Consider the following 16,323-nt stretch of genomic DNA (forward strand, 5'->3'; position numbering starts at 1 on the left):
CTCAGTTCACGTTCACCGCGCTCCACGCCGCGGCCACCGCGTTGTACTCGGTGCTCCCCGCGCCGTACAGGTCCTTCGCCGCGTTGAGGGTCGCCGTCCGCGCGCCCGCGTAGTTCGTCGAGGACGTCATGTAGACCGTCAGCGCGCGGTACCAGATCGCGCCGAGCTTGTCGCGGCCGATGCCCGTGACCGTCGAGCCGTTGTACGTCGGCGAGTTGTAGCTCACGCCGTTGATGCTCTTCGCGCCGCTGCCCTCGGCGAGGAGGTACGCGAAGTGGTTCGCCACGCCGGAGGAGTAGTGCACGTCCAGGTTCCCGACCGACGAACTCCAGTAGTCCGCCGAATTCCCGTCCTTCGACGGCTGGTCCATGTAGCGGAGCGCCGTCTTGCCGAAGCCCGAGCGGACGATCTTCTCGCCGATCAGGTAGTCGCCCGGGTCGGAGGGGTTGTTCGCGTACCACTCCACCAGCGTGCCGAGGATGTCGGACGTGGCCTCGTTCAGGCCGCCGGACTCGCCCGTGTAGGTCAGCGCCGCCGTCTTGGAGGTGACCCCGTGCGTCATCTCGTGGCCCGCCACGTCCAGCGCCACCAGCGGGCCGAAGGTCGTCCCGTCACCGTCGCCGTACGTCATGCAGAAGCAACTGTCATCCCAGAAGGCGTTGTTGTAGCTGTTGCCGTAGTGAACGCGGTTGTACGAGCCCTTGCCGTCGCCGGCGATGCCGTTGCGGCCGTGGACGTTCTTGTAGTAGTCCCAGGTCTCGTTGGTGCCGTACTGCGCGTCGACCGCCGCCGAGGAACGGTCCGAAGCGGCCCCGGTGCCCCAGTGGTTGTCGGCGTCCGTGAACACCGTGTTCGGCGCCCGGCTGATGCAGATGCCGAAGATGCACAGGTCGGTCTTGTTGGCCGCGTCCCCGGTGAAGGTGTTGCCGCGCGTCGGGTCGGTGAGGTTGAACGTCGATCCGGACTGCGTCGTCTCCAGCGGAACCGTGCCGCTGTACAGGGACTTGCCGTCGCCGGTCGCCGTCTCGATGCTGTCCCAGGCGTCGATCTGGGCGCCGCTGCGGGCGTCCGTCAGCACCGTGCGGGCGACCGGGTTGCCGAGCGAGTCCTTGCCGACGGCGTTGGTGCGCCAGGCCAGCTTCGGGGTGCCGTGCAGCGCGTCGACGACCAGCTGCGGCTTGGCCTGCACCTGCTTCAGCGCGTCGCCGAGGTTCACCGCGCGCAGCGCGTTCACCGCGAGGTCGGCGGCCTTCGGGGCGGATATCCGCGGCACGATCGAGGCGAGGGATATCGTGCTCCGGGTCGCCCGGTCGGCGCTGCGGTACGCGCCGTCCGCCTTCAGGTGGACCACGAAGTCACCGCCCAGCACCGGGAGCTGACGGTACGTACGGTCGTAGCGGACGTGCTGGGTGCCGCTCTTGTCGACGATCACGTCACGGACCGAGGTGCCCTCGGCGGACGTGAGTCCCAGGCCGGCGGCGTGCTGGAGAAGCGCCTGTGCCGCGTTGGCGATCGCGGTGGCCCGGGTCGGTCTGGCGTCGGCGTGGGCGGCGGGGGAGAGTGCGGCGGTCAGCAGGGTCGCGGTGGTGGCGGCGACACCGGCCGTGGCGAGACGGGAAACGCGGGTGTTCCGGGTCCGGCTCATCAGTCTCCTCGGAGAGATGCCTCGAAGGCGTGGGGGTGGCGCTGATGACTTCCAGAGATTTAAGGGCCCCTGACATGTCATGTCCATAGCGCATCCATGGAGATGTGTGTGGGGGTGGAGTGGGTGGAGAATCCTTTCTGTGACCACCCGGAACCCCCACCACCTCCCGTTCTTCGTCTACGGCACGCTCCGCCCCGGTGAGATCAACCACGACGCCTGTCTGCGGGGCCGGACGGAGGCGGAGGAACCCGGACTGCTCGACGGCGCGGTGCTCTACGACGGACCCGGCTATCCCTACGCCGTCGAGGCGCCCGGGGGAGAGGTGCACGGCGAACTGGTCACCGCACGACCGGAGTCGTACGACCGGCTGCTCCTGGAACTCGACGAGCTGGAGGAGTGCGTGCCGGGCGACCCGGCGAGCCTGTACGTGCGCGTCGAGCGGGACGTCGTACGGCTGCGGGACGGCGCCGCCGTCCGGGCCTGGGTGTACGTCGCCGGGCCCGTGGTCGCCGGGAAACTGCGCGCGGACGGCCGGCGCATCACCGGCGGCGACTGGCTGGCCCGCTGAGCCGGGACAGGCCCTACGGCCGTACCGCCTCCACCCGCACCGCGCACGCCTTGAACTCCGGCATGCGTGAAGTCGGGTCCAGGGCGGGGTTGGTGAGGGTGTTGGCGCGGCCCTCGCCCGGCCAGTGGAACGGCATGAAGACGGTGTCCGGGCGGATCGAGGCGGTGACCCGGGCCGGGGCGACGGCACGGCCGCGGCGGGAGACGACGGCGACCGGGTCGCCGTCGGCCGCACCGAGGCGCGCCGCGAGCCGAGGGTGCAGTTCGACGAACGGGCCGGGCGCGGCCGCGTTCAGTTCGGCGACCCGGCGGGTCTGGGCGCCCGACTGGTACTGGGCGACCACCCGGCCGGTGGTCAGGAGGAGGGGGTACTCGTCGTCCGGTTCCTCGGCGAGCGCGCGGTGCGTGACGGGGGCGAAGCGGGCCCGGCCGTCCTCGGTGGCGAAGCGGTCGAGGAACAGCCGGGGCGTGCCGGGGCGTACGGCGCCGGTCTGCGGCTCGTCCGCCGGGCAGGGCCAGAACACCCCCTGTTCCTCCATCAGGCGCCGGTAGCTGATGCCGGAGTAGTCGGCCGGCCCGCCCGCGCTGGCCCGGCGGAGCTCCTCGAAGACCTCCTCGGGGTCGGTCGGGAAGCCCTTCTCCACGCCGAGGCGGGCGGCGAGGCCGTGCAGCACCTCCAGGTCGCTGCGGATCCCGGCGGGCGGGGCGACCGCCCGGCGGCGCAGCAGGACGCGGCCCTCCAGGCTGGTGGTGGTGCCGGTCTCCTCGGCCCACTGGGTGACCGGGAGGACGACGTCGGCGAGGGCGGCGGTCTCGGACAGTACAACGTCACACACCACCAGGAAGTCGAGCGACCTGACCCGCTCCTCCACATGCCCGGCCCGAGGCGCCGACACCACCGGGTTCGACCCCATCAGCAACAGCGACCTGATGTCCGTCCCCAGCGCGTCCAGCAACTCGTAGGCGCTCCGCCCCGGCCCCGGCAGGCTGTCCGGGTCCACCCCCCACACCCCGGCCACATGCCGGCGCGCCTCGGGGTCGGTGAGCTTGCGGTAGCCGGGCAACTGGTCCGCCTTCTGGCCGTGTTCGCGGCCGCCCTGTCCGTTGCCCTGCCCGGTGAGACAGCCGTAGCCGGACAGCGGACGGCCCGCCCGCCCGGTCGCCAGGCACAGGTTGATCCACGCGCCGACCGTGTCGGTCCCCTTGGACTGCTGCTCGGGCCCGCGCGCGGTGAGCACCATCGCCGCCTCCGGCTCGCAGAACAGCCGTACCGCCTCACGGAGTTCGGGAACGGATACCCCCGTGATCCGTTCCACGTACTCCGGCCAGTGCGCCATCGCCGCCGCCCGCGCCTCCTCCCAGCCGGCCGTGCGCTCGGCGATGTACGCCTCGTCGGTGCGGCCTTCGGCCACCACCAGGTGCAACAGGCCGAGCGCGAGGGCGAGATCGGTGCCCGGACGCGGCGCGAGATGCAGGTCGGCCTGTTCGGCGGTCTTCGTCCGGCGCGGATCGACGACGATCAACGTGCCGCCGTTCTCCCGCAGTTCGGCGAAGTAGCGGAGTGCCGGTGGCATGGTCTCGGCGAGGTTGGAGCCGACCAGGATCACACACCCGGTCCTCGGGATGTCCTCCAGCGGGAAGGGCAGCCCCCGGTCCAGTCCGAAGGCCTTCGTGCCGGCGGCCGCGGCCGACGACATGCAGAAGCGGCCGTTGTAGTCGATCTGCGAGGTGCCCAGCACCACCCGCGCGAACTTGCCGAGCGCGTACGCCTTCTCGTTCGTGAGCCCGCCGCCGCCGAACACGCCGAGCGCGTCGGGGCCGTACGCCGTGCGCACCGACGCCATCCCGGCGGCGACCCGGTCCAGCGCCTCCTCCCAGGAGGCCGGTACCAGCGTGCCGCCCTCGCGTACCAACGGCGAGGTCAGCCGCACCGCCGCCGACAGCACTTCGGGTGCCGTACGCCCCTTGCCGCACAGGGCTCCCCGGTTCACCGGGAAGTCCGCACGCTCGGAGACCTCGACGCCCCACGCTGGCAGGGGCGACAGGGCCATCCCGCACTGCAGGGCGCAGTACGGGCAATGGGTGGGCGTCGAGGCGGTCTCCATGCGGCCAGCGTGCTTCCGGCGTGTTACGGCACGTGACGAACCCGTGTTACACGGCCGGGACGGCGACCTCCCTGCCGTATCCCCGCCATCGTGAGGGCCGATACGGCGGGGTCTGCAGAGGGCTCTGTGACGGAAGACACCACGCGTGGCTCATTCCGTACCGCTGTTGGCCGGTCACGCACCGTTGAGACTTCAACGGGCCGGACTACAGTCGTGCACCTGCTCGCGCCGCACGGGCACGGACCGCACCCTTTCGGGCGGCCCCTGCCCGTGCTGCTCCTGCTCGTGCTGCCCCGCGCAAGACCCCGCACGGCGTTCGACATACCGGCCGGCCCGGGCCCCCGCCGCACCCGAACTCGGCCCCCCCACTCGAAACAGCCAGCCAGGAGGTCTCCGAGCCATGCCTCTGCACCACCTCACCCCCCGCGACCAGCACCTCTTCTGGCAGTACGGCCGCGGCGCCGACCTACCCGTCCATGAACCGCTCGTCCACCGCGCGATCGAACGGCACGCGATCGCCCACCCTCATGCAGTCGCCGCCGAACACCACGGCGCGACCCTCACCTACGGCGAGCTCGACCGCTACGCCACCACCCTCGCCGCCCGCCTGGTCCGCGAGGGCGTCCGCCCCGGCGACCACGTCGGCCTGTTCGTCCGCCGCTCCATCCCGATGCTCATCGGCCTGCTCGCCACCCTCAAGGCGGGCGCCGCCTACGTCCCCCAGGACATCGGCCTCACACCCCCCGCCCAGCTCGCCCATGTCATCCGCACCGCCCGCACCCGCGTGGTCCTCGCCCAGAAGGATCACGCCCCGCGCGTCCCCCTCCCCGGCGGCCACCGCCTGATCGCCCTCGACGACCCGATGCCGTACGAGTCCGCGCCCTCTCTCCTGCCTCCGCACCCCGACGACGGCTGCTACGTCCTGTTCACCTCCGGCACCACCGGCCGCCCCAACGGAGTGAAGGTCACCCACCGCAACGTCGCCAACCTGCTGCTCACCGAACCCGGCGGACTCGGCATCCGCCCCGGCGACCGGGTCGCCCAACTCCTCAACATCGCCTTCGACATGGCCACCTGGGAGATCCTCGGCTGCCTCACCCACGGCGCCACCCTGGTCATCCGCGGCAAGGACATCCCCGCCGCGGCCCGCACCGCGACCGTCCTGATCGCCACCCCGACCGTGCTGTCCGGCATCGACCCCGCGGCCTGCCCGCGGGTCCGCACAGTCGCCGTCGCCGGGGAACCCTGCCCGCGCCCGCTCGCCGACCGCTGGGCGCGCCGCACCGCCTTCTACAACTGCTGCGGCCCGACCGAGGTGACCATCGTCAACACCATGGGCCGCCACGACCCGGCCGCCGGGCGCCTGACCATCGGCCGCCCCACCCCCAACAACACGGTGTACGTCCTCGACGCCGACCGCCGTCCGCTGCCCATCGGCGAGGTCGGCGAGATGTGGGCGGGCGGCGACTGCGTCTCGGCCGGCTACCTCGGCAACGACGCGCTGAACGCCGAGCGTTACGCCCCCGACCCCTTCCTCGGCGAGGGCCGCGCCATGTTCCGCACCCGCGACCTCGGCCGCTGGACCCCCGGCGGCGACCTCGAACACCTCGGCCGCACCGACGACCAGGTCAAGGTGCGCGGCTTCCGCGTCGAACTCGACTCCGTCTCCTCGGTGCTGGAGTCCCTGCCCGGCTGCCGCCGCGCGGTCACCCTCAGACGGGACGCCCGCAGCCTGGTCTCCTTCGTCTCCCCGGCCGACGTGGACCCCCTCGCCGCGCGCCGCGCGGTCGCCGACGCCCTGCCGTACTACTGCGTGCCCGCCGAGGTCGTCCCCCTGGCCGTGCTGCCCGAGACCGACCGCGGCAAGATCGACAAGCACACGCTGCTGCGGCTGGCCGAGGAGCGGACGACGTCGGCCCAAGCCGAAGCCGGAGCCAAGGCCGAAACCAATGCCAAAGCCGAGGCAGGGGCCGAGGCCGTGGTGGTGGCGCGGTGACGACGTCGATCCCGCGTACGCGGCAGCGGGAACTGCCTCCGCCGATCTCCGGACCCCGGCGGCTGCTCAAGCACCCGCGGCTGATGCACTACAACCGGCTGGCGGCGCTGGTGCTGCTGGCCAACGCGGCCGTGGTGTACACGGGTTGGCCACTGACGGCGGCCAAGGCGAGCCATGCCGCCCTCGCCGACCTCGCGCTCGCCGTGCTGGTCCGCCAGCAGTACGTCATCAACTTCTTCTTCCGGCTGGCGACCTGGCCGCCGACCGGTTGGCCGCTGCGGGTCCGCTGGACGCTGGGCAAGGTGTACCACTTCGGCGGACTGCACGTGGGCGGGGCACTGGCGGGGACGGCGTGGTTCGTGACGGCGATGGTGCTGCGGCCCGACGGCCCCGGCGCGCCGGCGGGCTGGGTGCTCATCGCCCTGCTCGGCGTGATCGTCGCCACCGCGCTCCCGCCGTTCCGCTCCCGCCACCACGACCTCTTCGAGAAGATCCACCGCTTCGGCGGCTGGAGCGCGCTCGCCCTCTTCTGGACCCATGCGCTGCTGTCCGGTGCCGGTCCGCTCTCCCTGACCGTCCTCGCCGTCGTCACCTTCAGCGTGGCGCTGCCCTGGCTGCGGCTGCGCAAGGTCGCCGTACACCTCGAACGTCCCTCCTCGCACGTCGTACTGGCCCGCTTCGACCACGGCGAGACCCCCTTCGCGGGCTCCTCGACCGCGATCAGCCGCAGCCCGCTCACCCAGTGGCACTCCTTCGCCAACGTGCCCGCACCCGGCGAGTCCGGCTTCCGCCTCACGATCTCCCGCGCGGGCGACTGGACCGGCTCCTTCATCGACGACCTGCCGGCGAAGGTGTGGGTGAAGGGCATCACCACGGCCGGGGTCGCCAACATCGAGGTCCTGTTCAGGAAGGTGGTGTACGTCGCGACGGGCAGCGGCATCGGGCCGTGCCTGCCGCATCTGCTGGCCGCCGAGGTGCCCTCGCGCCTGGTGTGGGCGACCCGGAACCCGCGCGCGACGTACGGCGACGCGCTCGTCGACGAGATACTCGCGGTGCAGCCGCACGCGGTCGTCTGGGACACCGGCCGTGACGGCAAACCCGACATGGTGCGGCTCGCGTACGAGGTGTACCGGGACTTCGGGGCCGAGGCGGTCATCTGCATCTCCAACAAGAAGCTCACCTGGCAGGTCGTGCACGGCCTGGAACGGCGTGGGATTCCGGCGTACGGCGCGATCTGGGACTCCTGAGGAGAGGTGGATCCGATGAACAGCCTGAAGGTGGAGAAGGACGGGCGCGTGGTGATCGTGCGGCTGCACCGGCCGCGGGTGCTCAACGCGCTGAGCAGCGAACTGCTCGACGAACTGCTGGCGGTATTACGGCCGTTGGACAACGACCCGGAGGCGGGGTGCGTCGTGATCACCGGGTCGGAACGGGCGTTCGCGGCCGGCGCCGACATCCGTGAGATGGCCGGGAAGACGGCCGCCGAGATGGTGGCGGAGGACTACTTCGGCCGGTGGGAGGAGTTCGCGGACCTGCGCGTGCCGAAGGTGGCCGCCGTCAACGGGCCCGCGCTGGGAGGGGGTTGCGAGCTCGCCATGATGTGCGACCTGGTGATCGCCGGGGAGTCGGCCGTGTTCGGGCAGCCGGAGATCAAGCTGGGGGTGATACCCGGGATCGGCGGCACCCAGCGGCTGACCCGGCTGGTCGGGCGCGCCAAGGCGATGGACCTGGTGCTGACCGGCCGGGTCATGGACGCACACGAGGCGGAGAGAGCGGGGCTGGTGTCCCGGGTGGTGGCGGATGAACGGGTTGTGGGAGAGGCGGTGGCGGCGGGGGCGGCCATCGCCGGGTACGGCCGACTTGCGGTCAGAGCGGCGAAGGAGTGCGTCGACCGGGCGCTGGAGGGTGGGCTGCGGGACGGGGTTCGGTACGAACGGCGCGTATTCCATGGGCTGTTCGCGACTGAGGACCAGAGGGAGGGGATGGCGGCGTTCTTGGAGAAGCGGGAGGCGCGGTTCATAGGTCGGTAGTCGTCCGGCTGCGGGTGCGCGGGGGCTGGTCGCGCCCACGCACCCGCAGCCGCAGATCGACACCGCCCCGCGCCCCTAACGGGGCGCTGCAGCCAGGGCGTCGGCAACCCCTGGTTCCTTCTTTCCCAGGAACTGGGGGTTCGGCTCGAAGACCACGTCCAGGGCCGCCTTCCCCGCCGCGAAGACCTCCCGCGTCCCGCCGTAGTACCACGTCACGTCGTGCTTGTCGTCGACCCCGACCCCGTACGACGTCACCCCCGCCGCCTCGCACAACGCCACCGCCCGCCGGATGTGGAACCCCTGGCTGATCAGTACGGCCCTGTCCACGCCGAAGATCTTCTTCGCCCGGACGCAGGAGTCCCAGGTGTCGAAGCCGGCGTAGTCGCTGACGATGCGCCCGGCCGGCACGCCGTGCTTCGTGAGGTACGTGCGCATGGCGTCCGGCTCGTCGTAGTCCTTCGTGCTGTTGTCGCCGGTGACCAGGACGACCTTGATCCGGCCCGCCCGGTACAGCTTCGCCGCCGCGTCCAGGCGGTGCGCGAGGTACGGCGACGGCTCGCCGTCCCACAGGCCCGCGCCGAAGACCACCGCGACGTCGGTGCGTGGCACGTCCGTCACCGTGTGCAGCCGGCCGGCCGTCGACACATACAGCCAGGTGGCCGGCAGCAGCGCCAGTACGCATCCGGCCATCACGCCCTGCACCAGGCGCCGCCGGCCCGTGAGGGTGCGCGGCAGACGCGGTCGGCGGATCTTCATACGGTGGTCCCCCCCTGTGGGCTTCGACCTTGGAGGACGCAGCGCGGGATGTTCCGGTTCGCTCACACCGTGCGGGTTCGTGACGTGAAGCGACGGAAAACAGTCGTGACGGTCAGGCAATGGGCGTGCAATCTCGTCCGGCGAGGATCCTCGCATGACGGTGACCGACCTTTCCCCGCGCCCCGGCCCGCCCGCCCTGGTCCTGGTGGCCCACGGCAGCCGCGACCCGCGCGCGCTCAGCACCGTGCGGGCGCTCATGGACCGGGTGCGCGAGCTGCGCCCCGGTCTGCCCGTGCACCTCGGTCACATCGAGCTGAACGAGCCGCTGCTCCCGGACACCCTCGCCGCCCTCGGGGACGCCGAGGCCGTCCTCGTCCCGCTTCTGCTCAGCCGCGGCTACCACGTCAAGCAGGACATCCCGGAGATGGCGGCGGCCTCCCCGGCCCGGACACGCGTCGCCGCCCCGCTGGGCCCGCACCCCCTCCTGGCCGACACCCTGCACGCCCGCCTGCTGGAGGCGGGCTGGCGCCCCCGGCCCGCCGGTGCGGTGGTCCTGGCGGCGGCGGGCTCCCGCGACCCCGAGTCCAGGCTCGACACCCACCGCACGGCCCAGCTCCTCGCGGAGCGCCTGGGCGTGCCGGTCGTCCCGGCCTACGCGTCGGCGGCGACCCCGACGGTCGAGGAGGCGCTCACCGCCCTGAGGGCACGGGGCCGCCACCGCATCGCCATCGCCTCCTGCTTCACGGCCCCCGGCCGCTTCGCGACGGAGTGCGCGGCCCACGCCCCATGGATAGCGGCGGCCCCCCTGGGAGCCCACCAGGCGATGGCGGCTCTGATCCTCCACCGTTACGAACAGGCACTGAAAACGCCGGCGACCATAGCTGCCTAGGGGCGCTGGGGGTACCCCCGGCCGAAGGCTGGGGGAGGAACTGCGCGATCAACCACGACGCACCCGAAGTCGCAAGCCGGACGAAACCCGGCAGACGAGTAGGCACCCCACAACCCCCGTTTTGTCACTACCAACCCGTACTGTCGAACCATGGCAGTCCCCGCACCCGCACCTTCGGCCTACGACCCGGCGTCAGCCGACCGCTGGGCCCCCGAACCCGACAAACGCCCGGGCCGCACCGCGTTCCAACGCGACCGCGCCCGCATCCTGCACAGCGCGGCGCTCCGCAGACTCGCCGGCAAGACCCAGGTCGTCACCCCCGGCACCGCCACCCAGCTCTGGGACGCCAGCCCCCGCACCCGTCTCACCCACTCCCTCGAATGCGCCCAGGTCGGCCGTGAGCTGGGCGCGGCCCTCGGCTGCGACCCGGACCTGGTGGAGGCCGCCTGCCTCTCGCACGACCTCGGTCACCCGCCCTTCGGCCACAACGGCGAACAGGCGCTCAACGAGTTCGCCGACGACTGCGGCGGTTTCGAGGGCAATGCCCAGTCACTGAGGCTCCTCACCCGAATCGAGCCCAAGCGGTTCACCCCGGAGGGCTCCGTCGGCCTCAACCTCACCCGCGCCGCCCTCGACGCCGCCACCAAGTACCCGTGGCAGCGCGGCGCGCACCCCACCGACCCGGCGTCCCCCAAGTTCGGTGTGTACGAGGACGACCGGCCGGTCTTCGACTGGGTCCGCAAGGAGGCCCCCGGCACCCGCACCTGCTTCGAGGCCCAGGTCATGGACTGGTCCGACGACGTCGCCTACTCCGTGCACGACGTCGAGGACGGCCTGCACGCCGGCCATGTCGACCCCAACTGCCTGTACGCGGAGGCCGAACGGCAGGAGGTGTTCGCCGTGGCCATCGGCCGGTACGTGCCCGCCGGTACCGACCCCGCCGAACTCGCCGCCGCCCTCGACCGGCTCCAGGGCGAGGAGTGGTGGCCGGACTCCTACGACGGCACCGCGGTCGCCCAGGCCCGCCTCAAGGACGCCACCAGCCAGCTCATCGGCCGCTTCTGCCTGGCCGCGGAGGGCGCGACCCGCGAGGCGTACGGCGGCGGCCGGCTCACCCGTTACGGCGCCGAACTCGTCGTACCGCGCGAGGCCCGGATGGAGTGTGCGGTGCTGAAGGCGATCGCCCACCGGTATGTCATGCAGCGCGCCGAGCAGGAGAGACTCCGGGCCGATCAGCGCGTAGTCGTGGCCGAACTCGCGCACGCGCTCACCGCCCGGGCGCCGGACGGGCTCGACCCGCAGTTCCGGGCCCTGTTCGACGCGGCGGGCGACGACCGGGCCCGTAAACGCGTGATCGTCGATCAGATCGCCTCGCTCACCGACGCCTCCGCGCGGTCACTGCATGCGAGGCTGACGGGGCGTATGTGAACAAATGGTGACCCTCCGTGGCCTGATCGGGTCATGATCGTGCCAGTGGAGGCCACTCCCTCTTCCCGCATCACGCTGCGTGCGGGAGGCTCACAGTGCGGCGCATGTGGGCGGCATATGTGGCAGCACCCTTACGAGGAGGCTTCAAGTGGTCGACGCGGACCAGACATTCGTCATCGTCGGTGGCGGACTCGCCGGCGCGAAGGCGGCCGAGACGCTCCGGGCCGAGGGTTTCAGCGGCCGGGTGATACTGATCTGCGACGAACGCGACCACCCCTACGAGCGGCCGCCGCTCTCCAAGGGCTACCTGCTCGGCAAGGAGGAACGCGACACCGTCTTCGTGCACGAGCCCGCCTGGTACGCGCAGAACGACGTCGAACTGCACCTCGGGCAGACCGTCGACCGGATCGACCGGGCCGCGAAGACCGTCCGGTTCGGCGACGACGGCACGCTCGTCCACTACGACAAGCTGCTGCTCGCCACCGGTGCCGAGCCCCGCCGCCTCGACATCCCCGGCACCGACCTGGCCGGCGTCCACCACCTGCGCCGCCTCGCCCACGCCGAGCGCCTCAAGGGGGTCCTCGCCGCCCTCGGCCGGGACAACGGACACCTCGTCATCGCGGGCGCCGGCTGGATCGGCCTGGAGGTCGCGGCCGCGGCGCGGACGTACGGCGCCGAGGTCACCGTCATCGACCACGGGCCGACCCCGCTGCACGGCGTGCTCGGGCCCGAGCTGGGCAACGTCTTCGCCCAGCTGCACCAGGAGCACGGGGTCCGCTTCCACTTCGGGGTGCAGCTCACCGAGATCGTCGGCCAGGACGGCATGGTCCTCGCCGCCCGCACCGACGACGGCGAGGAGCACCCGGCGCACGACGTCCTCGCGGCGATCGGCGCGGCGCCGCGCATCGGCCTCGCGGAGGCGGCCGGGCTGGAGATCGCCGACCGGGCCTACGGCGGGGGCATCGTCGCCGACGAACGGCTGCGGACGTCCGACCCGGACATCTTCGTCGCCGGTGACGTGGCCTCCTTCCCGCACGCCCTGTTCGACACCCGGCTCCGGGTGGAGCACTGGGCCAACGCGCTGAACGGCGGTCCGGCGGCGGCCCGCTCGATGCTCGGCCAGGACGTGACGTACGACCGCATGCCCTACTTCTTCACCGACCAGTACGACCTGGGCATGGAGTACAGCGGCTGGGCGCCGCCCGGGTCGTACGACGAGGTGGTCATCCGGGGCGACGCGGGCAAGCGCGAGTTCATCGCCTTCTGGCTGAAGGAGGGCAGGGTGCTGGCCGGGATGAACGTGAACGTGTGGGATGTCACAGAGGACATCCAGAAGCTCGTCCGCAGCGCGGAACCGGTGAACACCGAGGCCCTCGCAGACCCGAAGACCCCCCTCGACAGCCTGCTGCCCTGATGGCCCAGGGCTCTCTCCGGACGACGGGACTGTCGGTCCGCCCCCGTAGAATTCACCCGTGGCTGGACGGATCAATGACGAGGATGTGAAGGCGGTACGGGACGCGGTCCCGATCGACGCCGTCGTGTCCGAGTACCTCCAGCTGCGCAACGCGGGCGGCGGGAACCTCAAGGGACTGTGCCCTTTCCACGACGAGAAGTCGCCGTCCTTCCAGGTCAGCCCGAGCAAGGGACTCTTCCACTGCTTCGGCTGCCAGGAGGGCGGCGACACCCTCACCTTCGTGATGAAGGTGGACCACCTCTCCTTCTCGGAGGCGGTGGAGCGGCTGGCCGGCCTGGCCGGCATCACCCTGCGCTACGAGGAGGGCGGGTACAACCCGGCCCACCAGCGCGGCGAGCGGATCCGGCTGGTCGAGGCGCACAAGATCGCCGCGGTCTGGTACGCGGAGCAGCTCGCCACCAGCCCCGAGGCCGAGACCGGCCGCCTCTTCCTCGCCGAGCGCGGCTTCGACCAGGCCGCCGCCGTCCACTTCGGTGTCGGCTACAGCCCCCAGGGCTGGGACCACCTCACCCGCTATCTGCGCGGCCAGGGCTTCACCGACAAGGAACTGCTGCTGTCGGGGCTGTCGCAGGAGGGCCGGCGCGGCCCCATCGACCGGTTCCGGGGCCGCCTCATGTGGCCGATCCGGGACATCGGCGGCGAGGTCGTCGGCTTCGGCGCCCGCAAGCTCTACGAGGCCGACAACGGGCCCAAGTACCTCAACACGCCCGAGACCGCGATCTACAAGAAGTCCCAGGTCCTGTACGGCATCGACCTCGCCAAGCAGCACATCGCGAAGTCCAGCCGCGCGGTCGTGGTCGAGGGCTACACCGATGTCATGGCCTGTCACCTGGCCGGCGTCACGACGGCCATCGCCACCTGCGGCACGGCCTTCGGCGGCGACCACATCAAGATCCTCCGCCGGCTCCTCATGGACAACGGCTCGGCTCGCGTGATCTTCACCTTCGACGGCGACGCGGCCGGCCAGAAGGCGGCCCTGCGCGCCTTCGAGGACGATCAGAAGTTCGCCGCCGAGACCTACATCGCCATCGCCCCCGACGGCATGGACCCCTGCGAGCTGCGCCTCGCCAAGGGCGACGAGGCGGTCGCCGACCTGACCGAACCCCGCACCCCGCTCTTCGAGTTCGCGCTCCGCCAGATCGTCGCCCGCTACGACCTGGACACCCCGGCGGGCCGCGCGGCCGCCCTCGACGAGGCCGCGCCGATCGTCGCCCGGATCAAGAACAGCGGCGCCCAGCACGAGGTCGCCGTCCAACTCGCCGGCATGCTCGGCATCCTCGACACCCAATTCGTGGTCAAGCGGGTGGCCCAGCTGGCCCGTTGGGCCCGCGAGAAGGGCGGCGCCGGCGGCGGCAGGAACTCCGCCCCGGGACGCGGCCCGCAGCAGCCGTCGTACGACAACGGCGCCTCGCGCCCGGCCGTCTCCGGCCCCGCCCTGAACCTCCGCAACGCCGTCTTCGCCACCGAGCGCGAGCTGTTGAAACTCGCCCTGCAGCGCCCGGAGCTGGTCTCCCCGGCCTTCGACGCCTACGGCATCGACGAGTTCACCGCCGAGCCCTACGCGGCCGTACGCCTGGCCATCATGGAGGCGGGCGGCGCCGAGTACGGCGTCCAGGACTCGCAGGAGTACCTGGTCCGCGTCCGCGAGACGGCACCCGACGACACCGTCCGCGCCATGGTCACGGAACTCGCCGTCGAGGCGATCATGCGGCGCACCGTCGATGAGAACTACGCGGGCGAGCAACTCGTGACCGTCCGCCGCCGGGCCGTGGAACGCCGTATCCACGAGATCCAGATCACCCTCACCCGCCTGGGCAGCAACGGTGACCCGGCACAACTCGCGGCCGTACAGAACGAGTTGTGGGTGCTCCAGCAGTACGACCAGGCCCTGCGGGCACACGGCGCCGCCGCTCTCTGAGCAGGCGGTCACGAGCCGGACGCAAAAAGTCACCGCACGCCCCTCGTGGCGGCGATGTGTCTTACCCCACACTGGGGTGCGGTGCCTGAGTCCTCGGAGCGCGGCCGGCCCGTCCCGGACGGGTCCCACACCCCCGCCGTTCCACTCATCGCGTACGGGACGGACAGCGGCGAGGCCGTCGTCTCCGCCCCCGAAGTACCGCTGCCGCACCCCCTGGCAGCGATCATCCTGGAGGTCGCCCCCGTGCAGACCCAGACCCTGACCCAGACAGACAGCAGCACGCTCACGGACGAGCCGGAAGCCGAGACCGACGTCTACGCCGGCGTGCCACCGCAGAGCCGGGTGGCGCTGCACCCCGAGACGGAGACGGAGCGGGAGCCTTCGGCCGAGCCGGAGGGCCCGCCGCCGGAGGAGCTCACGGCCGACGCGTCGGAGCCGGAGCCGGAGCCCGCCGAACCGCGCGCCGCCGCCCGCGCCGACACCGGCGGCCCCTCCTCGGACCTGTTCCGGCAGTACCTGCGCGAGATCGGGCGGATCCCGCTGCTCACCGCCGCCGAGGAGGTCGAACTCGCCCGCCGGGTCGAGGCCGGCCTGTTCGCCGAGGAGAAGCTGATCGCCGGCCCCGACCTGGACGGCGAACTCGCCCTCGACCTCGACCGGCTGGTCGTGATGGGCCGCATGGCCAAACGCCGCCTCATCGAGGCGAACCTGCGGCTGGTGGTGTCGGTGGCGAAGCGGTACGTCGGCCGGGGCCTGACCATGCTCGACCTGGTCCAGGAAGGCAACCTGGGCCTGATCCGCGCCGTCGAGAAGTTCGACTACGCCCGCGGCTACAAGTTCTCGACGTACGCGACCTGGTGGATCCGCCAGGCGATGTCGCGTGCGCTGGCCGACCAGGCCCGCACGATCCGCGTCCCGGTGCACGTGGTGGAGCTCATCAACCGGGTGGTGCGGGTGCAGCGCCGGATGCTCCAGGAGCGGGGCTACGAGCCGACACCGGACGAGGTGGCCGCGCACCTGGACCTGGCGCCGGAGAGGGTGGGTGAGGTACTCCGCCTCGCCCAGGAACCGGTGTCCCTGCACGCGCCGGTCGGCGAGGAGGACGATGTCGCCCTCGGTGACCTGATCGAGGACGGGGATGCGGCGAGCCCCGTGGAGTCGGCCGCGTTCCTGCTCCTGCGGGAGCACCTGGAGGCGGTGCTGTCGACGCTGGGGGAGCGGGAGCGGAAGGTCGTACAGCTGCGGTACGGGCTGGCCGACGGTCGTCCGCGGACGCTGGAGGAGATCGGGCGGATCTTCGGCGTCACGCGCGAGCGGATCCGCCAGATCGAGTCGAAGACGCTCAACAAGCTCCGGGACCATGCTTTTGCGGATCAGCTGAGGGGCTATCTGGACTGACGCCGGGTGCGGGTGCGTGGGGGCTGCTCGCGCCCACGCGGCGGAGCCGCACATCGATACAGCCCCGCGCCCCTGAGGGGCGCTTCAGTGCGGGTGGGTGAGAAGCTCACCCACCCG

The 16,323-nt window shown here is 71.8% G+C and carries 12 protein-coding genes; 9 read left to right on the forward strand and 3 right to left on the reverse strand.

Annotated features, from left to right (window positions below; translation table 11 throughout):
• Window position 1: 1 nt before the first annotated feature.
• Window positions 2–1,645 (reverse strand): M4 family metallopeptidase, encoded by a 1,644-nt coding sequence (locus EDD90_RS36605; RefSeq protein WP_123977139.1) that lies wholly within the window; start codon window positions 1,643–1,645, stop codon window positions 2–4.
• Window positions 1,646–1,784: 139 nt separating this feature from the next.
• Between EDD90_RS36605 and EDD90_RS36610 the strand changes: the two genes are divergently transcribed.
• Window positions 1,785–2,213, forward strand: a complete 429-nt coding sequence (locus tag EDD90_RS36610; protein ID WP_260328355.1) for a gamma-glutamylcyclotransferase family protein — start codon at window positions 1,785–1,787, stop codon at window positions 2,211–2,213.
• Between the two features lie 13 nt (window positions 2,214–2,226).
• Here EDD90_RS36610 and EDD90_RS36615 read toward each other — a convergent pair whose 3' ends face one another.
• Complete coding sequence (locus tag EDD90_RS36615; RefSeq protein WP_123977141.1) at window positions 2,227–4,317, reverse strand: molybdopterin oxidoreductase family protein; 2,091 nt, start codon at window positions 4,315–4,317, stop codon at window positions 2,227–2,229.
• 400 nt (window positions 4,318–4,717) lie between these two features.
• Here EDD90_RS36615 and EDD90_RS36620 point away from each other — a divergent pair, with 400 nt between their 5' ends.
• Genes EDD90_RS36620 through EDD90_RS36630 form a run of 3 tightly spaced genes read left to right on the forward strand, consistent with a single transcriptional unit; the run spans window position 4,718 to window position 8,343 of the window.
• Window positions 4,718–6,313, forward strand: coding sequence for an amino acid adenylation domain-containing protein (locus tag EDD90_RS36620; RefSeq protein WP_123977142.1), 1,596 nt, complete (start codon window positions 4,718–4,720; stop codon window positions 6,311–6,313).
• Window positions 6,310–7,560, forward strand: a complete 1,251-nt coding sequence (locus tag EDD90_RS36625) for a hypothetical protein (RefSeq protein ID WP_123977143.1) — start codon at window positions 6,310–6,312, stop codon at window positions 7,558–7,560. Before EDD90_RS36620 ends, EDD90_RS36625 begins: the two co-directional genes overlap by 4 nt.
• 15 nt (window positions 7,561–7,575) lie before the next feature.
• Window positions 7,576–8,343 (forward strand): enoyl-CoA hydratase-related protein, encoded by a 768-nt coding sequence (locus EDD90_RS36630; RefSeq protein ID WP_123977144.1) that lies wholly within the window; start codon window positions 7,576–7,578, stop codon window positions 8,341–8,343.
• A gap of 75 nt (window positions 8,344–8,418) precedes the next feature.
• On the opposite strand, the gene EDD90_RS36635 is transcribed toward EDD90_RS36630, so the two are convergent.
• Entirely contained in the window at window positions 8,419–9,099 is a 681-nt protein-coding gene (locus EDD90_RS36635; RefSeq protein WP_123977145.1) for a vancomycin high temperature exclusion protein, read from the reverse strand.
• A gap of 154 nt (window positions 9,100–9,253) precedes the next feature.
• On the opposite strand from EDD90_RS36635, the gene EDD90_RS36640 reads away from it, so the two are divergent.
• The 5 genes from EDD90_RS36640 (at window position 9,254) to EDD90_RS36660 (ending at window position 16,206) form a co-directional block, all read left to right on the forward strand.
• Window positions 9,254–9,988, forward strand: coding sequence for a sirohydrochlorin chelatase (locus tag EDD90_RS36640; protein ID WP_123977146.1), 735 nt, complete (start codon window positions 9,254–9,256; stop codon window positions 9,986–9,988).
• Window positions 9,989–10,138: 150 nt separating this feature from the next.
• Complete coding sequence (locus EDD90_RS36645; RefSeq protein ID WP_123977147.1) at window positions 10,139–11,416, forward strand: deoxyguanosinetriphosphate triphosphohydrolase; 1,278 nt, start codon at window positions 10,139–10,141, stop codon at window positions 11,414–11,416.
• Between the two features lie 148 nt (window positions 11,417–11,564).
• A complete protein-coding gene (locus tag EDD90_RS36650) occupies window positions 11,565–12,830 on the forward strand; it encodes an NAD(P)/FAD-dependent oxidoreductase (protein WP_123977148.1) in 1,266 nt (421 codons plus the stop codon).
• Window positions 12,831–12,888: 58 nt separating this feature from the next.
• Window positions 12,889–14,808 (forward strand): DNA primase, encoded by a 1,920-nt coding sequence (gene dnaG / locus EDD90_RS36655; protein ID WP_123977149.1) that lies wholly within the window; start codon window positions 12,889–12,891, stop codon window positions 14,806–14,808.
• An 81-nt stretch (window positions 14,809–14,889) separates the two neighbouring features.
• The gene (locus EDD90_RS36660; RefSeq protein WP_123977151.1) at window positions 14,890–16,206 is read left to right on the forward strand and encodes an RNA polymerase sigma factor; all 1,317 of its coding nucleotides are present in this window, start codon (window positions 14,890–14,892) and stop codon (window positions 16,204–16,206) included.
• The last annotated feature ends 117 nt before the right edge of the window (window positions 16,207–16,323 follow it).

This window comes from Streptomyces sp. Ag109_O5-1 (assembly GCF_003814875.1).
GTDB classification, from domain to species: Bacteria; Actinomycetota; Actinomycetes; order Streptomycetales; family Streptomycetaceae; genus Streptomyces; species Streptomyces sasae.